This window comes from Cellulomonas endometrii (genome assembly GCF_949769265.1).
In the GTDB taxonomy this organism is placed as follows: Bacteria; Actinomycetota; Actinomycetes; order Actinomycetales; family Cellulomonadaceae; genus Cellulomonas; species Cellulomonas endometrii.
Genome location: NZ_CATKPC010000010.1, coordinates 92,912 through 104,184 on the forward strand (window position 1 = coordinate 92,912; position 11,273 = coordinate 104,184).

At 76.2% G+C, this 11,273-nt stretch carries 12 protein-coding genes; 9 read left to right on the forward strand and 3 right to left on the reverse strand.

Features of this window, described 5'->3' with window-relative positions; translation table 11 throughout:
* Nucleotides 1-22 precede the first annotated feature (22 nt).
* The 3 genes from QNH85_RS12240 to QNH85_RS12250 all read left to right on the forward strand — a co-directional run bounded on the left by QNH85_RS12240 (nucleotide 23) and on the right by QNH85_RS12250 (nucleotide 2,908).
* Nucleotides 23-436 (forward strand): hypothetical protein, encoded by a 414-nt coding sequence (locus QNH85_RS12240; RefSeq protein WP_282946830.1) that lies wholly within the window; start codon nucleotides 23-25, stop codon nucleotides 434-436.
* Nucleotides 433-963: a flavin reductase family protein gene (locus tag QNH85_RS12245; RefSeq protein ID WP_282946831.1), complete on the forward strand. Its 531-nt coding sequence runs from the start codon at nucleotides 433-435 to the stop codon at nucleotides 961-963. The genes QNH85_RS12240 and QNH85_RS12245 overlap by 4 nt, the downstream gene beginning before the upstream one ends.
* A 154-nt stretch (nucleotides 964-1,117) precedes the next feature.
* Nucleotides 1,118-2,908, forward strand: a complete 1,791-nt coding sequence (locus QNH85_RS12250) for a VanW family protein (RefSeq protein ID WP_282946832.1) — start codon at nucleotides 1,118-1,120, stop codon at nucleotides 2,906-2,908.
* A gap of 25 nt (nucleotides 2,909-2,933) precedes the next feature.
* On the opposite strand, the gene QNH85_RS12255 is transcribed toward QNH85_RS12250, so the two are convergent.
* Nucleotides 2,934-3,188, reverse strand: coding sequence for a putative acetyltransferase (locus QNH85_RS12255; protein ID WP_282946833.1), 255 nt, complete (start codon nucleotides 3,186-3,188; stop codon nucleotides 2,934-2,936).
* Nucleotides 3,189-3,323: 135 nt separating this feature from the next.
* Here QNH85_RS12255 and fdxA point away from each other — a divergent pair, with 135 nt between their 5' ends.
* The 5 genes from fdxA to QNH85_RS12280 all read left to right on the forward strand — a co-directional run bounded on the left by fdxA (nucleotide 3,324) and on the right by QNH85_RS12280 (nucleotide 8,193).
* Nucleotides 3,324-3,650, forward strand: a complete 327-nt coding sequence (gene fdxA / locus QNH85_RS12260) for a ferredoxin (protein ID WP_213283086.1) — start codon at nucleotides 3,324-3,326, stop codon at nucleotides 3,648-3,650.
* Nucleotides 3,651-3,655: 5 nt separating this feature from the next.
* Nucleotides 3,656-4,813, forward strand: a complete 1,158-nt coding sequence (gene dapC / locus QNH85_RS12265; protein WP_282946835.1) for a succinyldiaminopimelate transaminase — start codon at nucleotides 3,656-3,658, stop codon at nucleotides 4,811-4,813.
* A gap of 200 nt (nucleotides 4,814-5,013) precedes the next feature.
* Complete coding sequence (locus tag QNH85_RS12270) at nucleotides 5,014-6,312, forward strand: citrate synthase (RefSeq protein WP_282946837.1); 1,299 nt, start codon at nucleotides 5,014-5,016, stop codon at nucleotides 6,310-6,312.
* A 214-nt stretch (nucleotides 6,313-6,526) separates the two neighbouring features.
* Complete coding sequence (locus QNH85_RS12275) at nucleotides 6,527-7,297, forward strand: PAS domain-containing protein (protein ID WP_346016319.1); 771 nt, start codon at nucleotides 6,527-6,529, stop codon at nucleotides 7,295-7,297.
* A 29-nt stretch (nucleotides 7,298-7,326) separates the two neighbouring features.
* On the forward strand, nucleotides 7,327-8,193 hold the full coding sequence (locus QNH85_RS12280) for a methyl-accepting chemotaxis protein (protein WP_282946839.1): 867 nt from the start codon (nucleotides 7,327-7,329) through the stop codon (nucleotides 8,191-8,193).
* Between the two features lie 24 nt (nucleotides 8,194-8,217).
* Here the strand turns inward: QNH85_RS12280 and QNH85_RS12285 are convergent, their stop codons facing one another.
* A complete protein-coding gene (locus tag QNH85_RS12285) occupies nucleotides 8,218-9,141 on the reverse strand; it encodes a hypothetical protein (protein ID WP_282946841.1) in 924 nt (307 codons plus the stop codon).
* A 4-nt stretch (nucleotides 9,142-9,145) separates the two neighbouring features.
* Nucleotides 9,146-10,117: a 2,3,4,5-tetrahydropyridine-2,6-dicarboxylate N-succinyltransferase gene (gene dapD / locus QNH85_RS12290; protein ID WP_282946842.1), complete on the reverse strand. Its 972-nt coding sequence runs from the start codon at nucleotides 10,115-10,117 to the stop codon at nucleotides 9,146-9,148.
* A gap of 59 nt (nucleotides 10,118-10,176) precedes the next feature.
* On the opposite strand from dapD, the gene dapE reads away from it, so the two are divergent.
* The gene (gene dapE / locus QNH85_RS12295; RefSeq protein ID WP_282946844.1) at nucleotides 10,177-11,271 is read left to right on the forward strand and encodes a succinyl-diaminopimelate desuccinylase; all 1,095 of its coding nucleotides are present in this window, start codon (nucleotides 10,177-10,179) and stop codon (nucleotides 11,269-11,271) included.
* Nucleotides 11,272-11,273: the final 2 nt, after the last annotated feature.

An 11,273-nucleotide genomic window follows, 5' to 3' on the forward strand; every position in this document is an offset into this window, starting at 1 on the left:
CGCCGGACGTAGCCTGACGCCCGTGCCGCGCCTGACCCTCCGCCTCGTCCTCCGCCTGCTGGGCGCCCTGCCGCTGGGCGCGCTCGTCGGCGCCGTCGGCACCGTGATGCACCGCTCGGAGCGGCCGTGGGGCGTGGTCGTGTGCCTGCTGCTCGTCCTCGCCGCGGCGGTCTCGGTCCGCGCGGCGTCGGACTGGCGCGGGTCGCTCGCCCTGCTCGTCGGGCTGTTCGTGTCCGTGCAGGTGCTGTCCGGGCGCGGCCCCGGCGGGGACGTGCTGGTGCCGGCCGACGGCCCGCTCGGCTGGGTGTGGACCCTCGGCGCGCTGGCGGTCGGCCTGGGCGTCGCCCTCGCGCCGCGGGCGTGGTTCGCGGACGTCCCGCTGCGGCGCCGCACGACTAGGCCCTCGGCGACCCCGGTGACCCCGGCGGCGCCGTGACCCGGGTCGACCCGCTGTTCGGGGACGGCGCCGTCACCGGCCAGGCCGCGACGGACGCCTACCGCAGCGCGATCAGCCGGCTCCCCGCGGGCGTGGCCGTCGTCGCGGTGCGCTGGCGCGGGCTCGACCACGCGATGACCGCCAGCGCGGTGACGTCCGTGTCCCTCGAGCCGCCGATGCTGCTGTTCTGCGTGCACCAGGACGCCCGGCTGCGGGAGGCGCTCGACGACGTCGACACCTGGGCGGTGAGCGTGCTCGCGGACGACCAGGCGCCCGTCGCCGACTGGCTGGCGTCGCCGGGGCGCCCGGCGATCGGGCAGCTCGGGCGCGTCCCGCACGAGCCGGCGCCGCGCTCGGGCGCCGCTTGGGTGACCGGTGCGGCCGCGTGGTTCGAGTGCCGGACGGCGCAGATCGTCGCGGCCGGGGACCACGACCTCGTCGTCGGGCAGGTGCTGGAGTCCCGCGAGGGGGACGCCGAGGCGGGGAGCCTCGTGCACCTGCGGCGCCGGGTGCGCGGGCTGCGCTGACCCGGTCCACGCGGCGGCGGCCCGGCCGTTGTGAAGTCGTGACCTGCCGGACCGGGGCAAACGGGGCGGTGGCGCGGCGGCGGGACGAGCCGCCCCCGTAGAATCGCTCGCGGCGTGGTGACCTGCGCGCCGCGTCTCGCGAGGGGGAACCTGGATGGCCAAGGGCAGCGCGGAGGGCACCGAGCCCGTCGTCGACGGGGACGGCCCGGGGGACTCGTGGTCCCCGCTCGACGAGTTCGAGCCCGACCGCCCGCGCCGTCGCCGGCTGCGGACCGTGCTCGTCGTCGCGGGCGTGGTCGTCGTGCTCGGAGGCGCGTACGTCGGCGCCGCGTACGCGCTCGCCGACCGGGTGCCGCGCGGGACGACCGTCGCGGGCGTCGAGGTCGGCGGGATGACCGGCGACCGCGCCGAGCAGGCGCTCACCGACGGGCTGGGCGACCTCGCCACCGAGCCGGTGCCGGTCGCGGCGGAGGAGATGACGGGGTCCGTCGACCCGGCCGCCGCGGGCCTGACGCTGGACGTGCCGGCGACGGTCGACGGGCTCACCGGGGTGGACCTGCGGCCCCAGCGGCTCTGGCAGCACCTGGTCGGCGGCGGCAGCGAGGCGCCCGTGACCCACGTCGACGAGGACGCCCTCGACGCCGCCGTGGAGAACCTCACCGGCACGCTCGCGCTCGCCCCCGTCGACGGGTCGATCGTGTTCGCCGACGGGGAGCCGCACGCGGTTGAGGCCGTCGACGGCTGGGCGCTGGACGCCGACGCCGCGCGGGAGACGCTCGCGGACGACTGGCTGACCGCCGCGCGTCCGCTCGAGCTGACGACCGAGGCGGTCGAGCCCGACATCACGCAGGAGGAGACCGACACCGCGCTGCAGGAGGTCGCGGCCCGGGTCGCCGCCGCACCCGTGCAGCTGACCGTGGGCGGTCAGGCGGTCGAGCTCCCGGCCGACGTGCTGACCGCCGTGTCGTCGTTCGTGCCGCAGGACTCGGACCTGGTGCTGCAGATGGACGGCGCCGTGCTGGTCGAGGCGGTGCTCGCGCGCACGACGAACCTGCTCACGACCTCCTCCGACGCCACGTTCGACCTGTCCAGCGGCAGCCCGGTGATCGTCCCGGGCACGCCCGGGACGACGCTCGACCCCGCGACCCTCGCCCAGGCGGTCGCCACGGCGGCGAGCGGCGACGCGCGCACCGCGACGGTCGAGCTCGTGCAGTCGGACCCCGCGCAGTCCACGGCCGCGCTGGAGGCGCTCGGCGTCGCGCAGGTGGTCTCGGAGTTCTCCACGCCGCTGACCAGCGAGCCGCGCCGCACGCAGAACATCGCCGCCGGTGCCGCCGCGATCAACGGCACGCTGGTCCGCCCGGGGGAGACGTTCAGCCTCACGGACGCGCTGGGCCCGATCGACGCGGCCCACGGGTTCACCACGGCCGGCGCGATCGTCAGCGGCGAGCACACCGACGCGTGGGGCGGCGGGCTGTCGCAGCTGTCGACCACGACCTTCAACGCCGCGTACCTGGCCGGCATGGAGGACGTCGAGCACAAGCCGCACTCCGAGTGGTTCACCCGGTACCCGGCGGGCCGGGAGGCGACGATCTACACCGGCACGCTCGACATGAAGTGGAAGAACAACACCCCCTACGGCGCGCTCGTGCAGGCGTGGGTCGCGGACGGCAAGACCTGGGTGCGGTTGTGGAGCACGCCGTACTGGGAGGTCACGTCGGAGTCCGGCCCGAAGACCAACGTCGTGCAGCCGACCACCGTGTACTCCCAGTCGCCGACCTGCGAGCCGCAGTCGCCCGGCAACCCCGGGTTCCGGATCACCGTCACCCGGACGGTCAAGCTGAACGGCGCGGTCGTCGCCACGGAGCCCTTCACCTGGACGTACAAGCCGCAGAACCGCGTGGTCTGCGGCACCGACCCGGCGACGGCGCCCCCGGCGGGCTGACGCGCGCGCCGCGCCCGCGCACCGGTCAGGGGCGCGGGCGCCGGCGCTCCGGCGCGGGCGGGACGAGCTTGCCGATCGCGATCTCCGCGCGCGGGACCCGCACGTCGCCCGACCGGCGGGTGCGGACGGTCACCCCGGCGTCGTCGACGGCCACCAGGTCGCCGAGCACGTCCGTGTAGGGCTGCGGCTCCCCGGCGGGCAGGCGCCGCCGCACCACGACGCGCTGCCCGACGCGCCACGCGCGCCACGGTGCGTCGGGGGTCCCCGGGTCGTCCGTCACTGTGGCGCTCCTCTCGGCAGGGACTGCGGTCGTGACTGCGCCGTCGGTGCGCAGGTGAGCGATACTAGGAGCCGCCAGCCGACCGAACCGGACCGCCGCCCGACCGCCCTGGCAGCCGAGCGTGGAGGACGCACCGTGACCTATGTGATCGCCCAGCCCTGCGTGGACGTCAAGGACAAGGCGTGCATCGAGGAGTGTCCGGTCGACTGCATCTACGAGGGCAAGCGGTCGCTGTACATCCACCCCGACGAGTGCGTGGACTGCGGCGCCTGCGAGCCGGTGTGCCCGGTCGAGGCCATCTACTACGAGGACGACGTCCCCGAGCAGTGGACCGAGTACTACAAGGCGAACGTCGAGTTCTTCGACGACCTGGGCTCCCCGGGCGGCGCGGCCAAGATGGGCATGATCGAGAAGGACCACCCGATCATCGCGACGCTGCCGCTCCAGGTGCACGGCGAGTAGAGCGCGTGGGCCTGCTGACCGGTGCCCTGCCGGACTTCCCCTGGGACACGCTGACCCCGTACGGCGACCGCGCGCGGGCGCACCCCGGCGGCATCGTCGACCTCTCCGTCGGCACCCCGGTGGACCCGACGCCGGCGCTGGTCCGGCGCGCGCTGGCCGACGCCGCGGACGCGCCCGGGTACCCGCAGACGTGGGGGACCCCGGCGCTGCGGGAGGCCGTCGTCGCGTGGTTCGCCCGGCGCCGCGGCGTGCCGGGCCTGGACCCCGCCGGCGTGCTGCCGACCGTGGGGTCGAAGGAGCTCGTGGCGCTGCTGCCCGCGCTCCTCGGCCTCGGGGCGGGCGACCTGGTGGCGCACCCCGCCGCGGCCTACCCGACCTACGACGTGGGCGCCCGGCTGGCCGGCGCCGAGCCGGTCGCGACGGACGACCCGGTCGCGCTGCTGGCAGGGCCGCGCGGCGACCGGGTGCGGCTCGTGTGGCTGAACTCGCCGGGCAACCCGGACGGACGGGTGCTGGCGGCCGAGGACCTGCGCGCGGTCGTCGAGGCGGCGCGCGCGGTGCAGGCCCGCACCGGCCGGCCCGTCGTCGTCGCGTCCGACGAGTGCTACGCCGAGCTCGCCTGGGACGAGCCGTGGGCGACCGACGGCGTGCCCAGCGTGCTCGACCCCCGGGTCACCGGCGGCGACGTCACCGGCCTGCTGGCGCTGTACTCGCTGTCCAAGCAGTCGAACCTCGCGGGCTACCGGGCGGCGTTCGCCGCGGGCGACCCGGCGCTCGTCGCCGATCTGCTCGCGACCCGCAAGCACGCCGGGATGATCGTGCCCGCGCCGGTGCAGGCGGCCATGACGGTCGCGCTCGGCGACGACGCGCACGTGGCCGAGCAGCGCGAGCGGTACCGCACCCGGCGGACGGCCCTGCTGGGCGCGCTCGGCGGCGCGGGCCTCGTCGTCGACCGGTCCGCCGCGGGCCTGTACCTGTGGGCGCGCCCGGTGGCCGGCGACGACGACTGCTGGGCCACGGTCGCCCGGCTCGCGGACCGCGGCGTCCTCGTCGCGCCGGGCTCGTTCTACGGCGCGCCGCGGCACGTGCGCGTGGCGCTCACCGCCACCGACGAGCGGGTCGCCGCCGCGGTGGAGCGTCTCGCGGCGGTCGCCGCCGGCTGACAGCACCCGGCCCGGCCCTGTGACCGGGGTCACAGGCCGCGCGCGAGCCTCGGGATGGTCGAGCCCCCGGACGGGAAGTACCGTCAGGGCAGGCCGACGCCACCCCCGTGGCGCGCCCGCACCGCAGCGGCCGCCGGCCATCGCACGACCTCGCGATCAGGGACGAGGTCCCGTTCGCACACCGCCCGAGGAGGAGCGCCATGTCCGACGTCGCCACCGAGCCCGTCCAGCTGGTCGTCAACGGCAGCCCGCACGACCTGCCGGTGGTCCGCGCCACCGAGGGCAACGACGGCGTCGTCGTGTCGTCCCTGCTGCGGGAGACCGGCCTGGTCACGGTCGACCCCGGCTTCATGAACACCGCGTCCTGCGAGTCGCAGATCACCTACATCGACGGCGACGCGGGCATCCTGCGCTACCGCGGGTACCCGATCGACCAGCTCGCGGAGAAGTCGTCGTTCCTCGAGGTCGCGTACCTGCTGATCAACGGCGAGCTGCCGACGCCGGACCAGCTGGACGCCTTCGTCGAGCGGGTCAACCGGCACACGTTCGTGCACGAGAACTTCCGCACGTTCATGGGCACGTTCCCGTCCGGTGCGCACCCCATGGCCGTGATGTCGTCGGCGATCAACGCGCTGGCGACGTTCTACCCCGAGTCGCTCGACCCGTTCGACCCCGAGACGGTCGAGCTCGCCACGGTGCTGATCCTCGCCAAGACGCGGACCATCACGTCGTACCTGCACCGCACGTCCCGCGGCGAGCCGCTGCTGTACCCCGACTACTCGCGCGGGTACATCGAGGACTTCCTGCGGATGACCTTCGCGGTCCCGTACCAGCAGTACGACGTCGACCCCACGGTGGTGCGCGCGCTCGACAAGCTGCTGATCCTGCACGCCGACCACGAGCAGAACTGCTCGACGTCGACCGTCCGGATCGTCGGCTCCAGCCACGCGAACCTCTACGCGTCCGTCGCGGCGGGCATCAACGCCCTGTCGGGTCCCCTGCACGGCGGCGCGAACGAGGCCGTCCTGAAGATGCTCGCGGAGATCCAGGCCAACGGCGGCGACGCCTCGGACTTCATGCGCCGCGTGAAGAACAAGGAGCAGGGCGTCCGGCTCATGGGCTTCGGGCACCGGGTCTACAAGAACTACGACCCCCGCGCCGCCATCGTCAAGGAGAGCGCCGACGCCGTGCTGGCGGCCCTCGGCGGCAACAACGAGCTGCTGGACATCGCGCGCACCCTCGAGGAGATCGCGCTGTCCGACGAGTACTTCATCTCGCGCAAGCTCTACCCGAACGTCGACTTCTACACGGGGCTCATCTACAAGGCGATGGGCTTCGAGGAGCGCATGTTCACGCCCCTGTTCGCGCTGGGACGCATGCCGGGCTGGATCGCGCAGTGGCGCGAGATGATGACCGACCCGCAGACGAAGATCGGCCGCCCGCGGCAGGTCTACTCCGGCGCGAGCGAGCGCGACTACGTGGCGGCCGACGCCCGCTGACCCCGGGCGCTCCGGCGCCGCGGGCCGGCACGGCGCCCGCGCGCCGAGACTGCGCCCGATCGCCGGGACTGCGCCCTCTGCTGCGGGCGCAGTCCCGTCCACGGGGCGCACTCCGTGCGCACCGCGCCTGACCTGCGGGAACGGGCAATCGCTTCCCGCCGGTCCGTCGCGACGAAACGGTCAGATCGCCGCACTCCGGACCGATCGGGTCGGCATGTCGCCCACTGAGGCCGCGCAGGACGCGCGCGGCACCGGCCGGCGGACCGATCCCGTGCGTGGGCGACGCGCGGTGCGGCCGACCGGCGTCGAACGAGCCTTCGGGCCCGAGGAGATCATCGTCTCCAAGACCGACCCCAAGGGGCTGGTCACGTACGCCAACGACGTGTTCGTGCGCGTCAGCGGCTACACCGAGCAGCAGATCCTGGGGCAGCCGCACAACCTGATCCGGCACCCGGCGATGCCCCGCGCGGTGTTCCGGCTGATGTGGGACGTCATCCCCACCGGCCGGGAGCTGTTCGCGTACGTGCTGAACCTCGCGGCGGACGGCGGGCACTACTGGGTGCTGGCGCACGTCACCGCGTCGCTCGGGCCCGGCGGGCAGGTCATCGGCTACCACTCCAACCGCCGCTGGGTGCCGCCGGGCACGCGGCGGACCGTCGCCGACCTGTACGCACGGGTCCGCGCCGCGGAGGACGCGCACACCCGCACGCCGGACGCGCTGGCGGCGGGGGCCGCGGCGCTGGAGGCGGAGCTGGCGCGGGCGGGCGCGACGTACGACGAGCTGGTGTGGTCCCTGGCGGGGGCCGACGACGCCGTGGACGCGGCCCGCTCGGCCACCCTGCCGGCGACGACGACCCTGCCGACCGCGGCCACGCCGCCCACGGCGAGGGCCCTGCCGACCACGGCCACGCCTCCGGCGACGACGACCCTGCCGACCGCCGCCACCCCGCGGGCCACCCTGCCGGCGGCCGGGGGCGCCCGGTGAGCCGGCGCGCGGCAGCGGCCGCGCCCGCCGTGGACCACGCCACCGAGCAGGCGCTCGACCGGATCGCCGCCTTCTGCGACCGGCTGGCGGCGGGCGACCTGGAGGACCGGCTGCCCGCGCTCCCGGGCGGCGAGTCCGTCCAGCGCGCCCGCGTCGCGCTCAACCGGGTCGCCGACCTGGTCGACGCCTACGTCCGCGAGTCGCGCGCGTCCCTGACGGCGGCCGGCGAGGGCCGGTTCCACCGCCGGTTCCTGCGCCGCGGCATGCCGGGTGCGTTCCGGGACGGCGCCGTGCAGATCGACGCGGCCCGCGCGGGCCTGGAGGACGCCGCCCGCCGGACGGCGCGGGACCAGCGCGAGCGGGCGGACCTGGCCGAGCGGATGGTGCGGGTCGCCGCGCGCGTGGCGGACTCCGCACAGGGCCTGGCGTCCGCTGCGGCGGCCCTGGCTGCGGCGGCGGAGTCCGCCACGGCGGCCGCGCAGGCGTCCCGGGCGACCGTCCGCGGTCTCACCGACACGTCCGCGCAGATCGAGGAGGCCACCGGCCTGGTGAAGGCCGTCGCCAGCCGGACGCGCCTGCTCGCCCTGAACGCGGCCATCGAGGCGGCGCGCGCGGGCGAGTCCGGCCGGGGCTTCGCGGTCGTCGCGGAGGAGGTCCGGACGCTGGCGGACGACTCCGCGGCGCGCTCGGACGACATCGCGCGGCAGGTGGTCGCGGCGCAGGTCGCCGCGGACGAGGCCGGCAGGGCGCTCGGGCGGATCGACGAGATCGTCGCGGGCATGTCCACCCAGGTCGACGCGGTTGCGGCCGCGGCCGGCGGGGGAGACGGCGCGGGCCTGGCGGAGATGGCCGAGCTGCTGCGGGAGGAGATCACGGCGTTCGCGGCGCTGCGCTGAGGCGGCTCCCCGCGCCGCGGCCGGTCAGCGCGCGAGCGTGAGGGTGACGGTGTCGGCGGCGTCGGTGGCGCCCGCGGCGTCGGCCGCCTGCCAGCCGGGCGTGCCGCGCTCCCAGCGGCTGCCCGCGACGTCCACGGCCACGACGTCGAGCGCCTCCGCGGCCGCGACCGCCCACTGCGCGACCGCCCAGCCCGACCGGACGGGGTCGCCGCCGGACGCACCGGTGAGCGCGGCGGCGTCCAGGGCCACGACCAGCCCGTCGCCCTGCGCGGCCGACGCGTCCACCGCGGCGGTCACGGTGCCGGCGAAGTCCCGCTGCACGCGCGCGGACACGGCGTCCGCGTCGGCCGGGCCGGTGGCGGGGTCGAGGTCGCAGTCCAGCGCGGCGGCCGACCAGCCGGTGAGGGCGGACGCCCAGGCGCGGGACCGGCCCTCGTGCTGCGCGTACGCGTCGGGGAAGCCGGACCGCTGCACCGCCTGGGCGGCCTCGGTGACGGGCAGGTCGGCGTACCCCGGCACCCGGACCAGGCCGTCGTAGAACCGGGTGGTCGAGTACAGCGGGTCCATGATCTGCTCGACGGTGCCCCAGCCCTGCGACGGGCGCTGCTGGAACAGCCCGATCGAGTCCCGGTCCCCGTAGTCGATGTTGATCAGCCGCGACTCCTGCAGGGCCGTCGCCAGCCCGATCGTCGCGGCCCGCGCGGGCAGTCCCCGGTGCATCGAGGTCGCGGCGATCAGCGCGGCGTTGTCGGCCTGGTCCGCGGACAGCTCCCACGCGGTGCCGTCCGCGCTCGCGGTGCAGGTGCGGGACGCGGCCGCGGGCGAGGACCCGTCCAGGAACCAGACGACCGCGCCGACCGCCCCGGCGAGCACGACGACCGCGGTCAGCGCGGCGCACCCCAGCCGGGAGGCGGTGCTGCGGCGGGGCGGGCGCGGCGGGCGCGGCACGGCGTCAGTTCGCGTGCAGCGCCGCGTTCAGCGTGATGCCGGTGCCGGAGCGGCCGACCGCCTCCACGCCGCCGGTCAGGGAGTTGCGCCGGAACAGGATGCCGTCGGCGCCGGCGAGCTCGCGGGCCTTGACCACGCGCGGGGCGCCGTCGGGGCCGGTCTCGCCGGCCAGCGTCACCTTGGTGCCGGCGGTCAGGTACAGGCCTGCCTCGACCACGCAGTCGTCGCCGAGCGGGATGCCGAGCCCGGCGTTCGCGCCCAGCAGCGACCGCTGCCCGATCGACACGCGCTCGCGTCCGCCGCCCGACAGGGTGCCCATGATCGACGCGCCGCCGCCGATGTCGCTGCCCTCGCCGACCACGACGCCCTGGGAGATGCGCCCCTCGACCATCGAGACGCCGAGGGTGCCGGCGTTGAAGTTCACGAACCCCTCGTGCATGACCGTGGTGCCGGCCGCGAGGTGCGCGCCGAGCCGCACGCGGTCCGCGTCGGCGATCCGGACGCCCTCGGGCAGCACGTAGTCGACCATCCGCGGGAACTTGTCGACGCCGTACACGGTGACGGGCCGGCCGGTCGCCGCCCGCAGGCGGGCGCGGGTGGTCTCGAAGCCCTCGACCGCGCAGGGCCCGAGGTCGGTCCACACGACGTTCGGCAGCGCGGCGAAGATGCCGTCGAGGTTGAGGGAGTTGGGCCGCACCAGCCGGTGCGACAGCAGGTGCAGCCGCAGGTAGGCGTCCGCGGTGCCGTCGGGCGCGGCGTCCAGGTCCACGACGGTCAGCACCGCCTCGGTGCGCACGCCCCGCGCCTCGTCGGCCCGCGCCAGGGCGGCGAGGTCGTCCGGGCAGGGCGCGTCGGCGGGCGGGGCGCCGAGGGCGGGCTGCGGGTACCAGGCGTCCAGCAGGGTGCCGGGGGTGCCGGAGTCGCGTGCGGTGGTCACGGTGGCCAGGCCCCAGCCCCAGGCGGTGCGGTCGCTCATGCCGTCCAGCCTAGGGGCCCGGGGAGGGCCGGCGACCGCCCGGCGATAGGGTCGCGGGCGTGACGACCACCACCCCGCTCGACCTGACCACCGACCTGACGACGCTCACGGCGCGCCTCTGCGACCTCGCGTCGGTGAGCGGGGACGAGCGCGCGCTGGCCGACGCGATCGAGCAGGCGCTGCGCGCGTACCCGCACCTGGAGGTGCTGCGCGACGGGGACGCCGTGGTCGCCCGGACGCGGCTCGGCCGGGCCTCGCGGGTGGTCGTCGCGGGGCACATCGACACCGTGCCGGTCGCCGGCAACCTGCCCACCCGGCTGGAGGGCACGGGGGACGACGCGGTCCTCTGGGGCCGTGGCACGGTCGACATGAAGGGCGGCGTGGCGGTGCAGCTGGCGCTCGCGGCCGCGCTGTCCGAGCCGACCCGCGACGTCACCTGGGTGTTCTACGACCACGAGGAGGTCGACGCCGCGCTGAACGGCCTCGGCCGGATCGCGCGGGAGCACCCGGACTGGCTGGCCGCCGACTTCGCGGTGCTGTGCGAGCCGACCGACGCGGGGCTCGAGGGCGGCTGCAACGGCACGCTGCGCGCGCAGGTCCGGGTGCCGGGCGTCGCGGCGCACTCCGCCCGCGCCTGGACGGGCGTCAACGCGATCCACGCCGCCGCGCCGGTGCTCGCGCGCCTGGCGGCCTACGAGCCGGCCGCCGTCGAGGTCGACGGCCTGGTCTACCGCGAGGGCCTGAACGCCGTGCTGATCGAGGGCGGCGTCGCGACGAACGTCATCCCGGACCGCTGCGTCGTCACCGTCAACTACCGGTTCGCGCCGTCGCGGAGCGTCGAGGAGGCCGCCGAGCACGTCCGCGACCTGCTGGGCGGGTACGACGTCGTCGTCACGGACTCCGCGGCGGGCGCCCGGCCGGGCCTGGACGACCCCGCCGCGGCGGAGTTCGCGGCCGCCGTGCTCGGCGTCACCGGCGGCGCGCCCGCCCCGAAGTACGGCTGGACCGACGTGGCGCGCTTCTCGGAGCTCGGCGTCCCGGCGGTCAACTTCGGCCCCGGGGACCCGCTGCTCGCGCACAAGGACGACGAGCACCTGCCGGTCGCGCAGCTCCAGCTCTGCCACGACGCGCTCCGGGCGTGGCTGACGGCCTGAGG

Bases quoted from the DNA above. Each gene is read 5' to 3' on its own strand.
- QNH85_RS12250 (WP_282946832.1), top strand. From the start codon at position 1,118: ATGGCCAAGGGCAGCGCGGAGGGCACCGAGCCCGTCGTCGACGGGGAC.
- dapD (WP_282946842.1), bottom strand. From the start codon at position 10,117: ATGAGCGACCGCACCGCCTGGGGCTGGGGCCTGGCCACCGTGACCACC.
- QNH85_RS12275 (WP_346016319.1), top strand. From the start codon at position 6,527: ATGTCGCCCACTGAGGCCGCGCAGGACGCGCGCGGCACCGGCCGGCGG.
- QNH85_RS12270 (WP_282946837.1), top strand. From the start codon at position 5,014: ATGTCCGACGTCGCCACCGAGCCCGTCCAGCTGGTCGTCAACGGCAGC.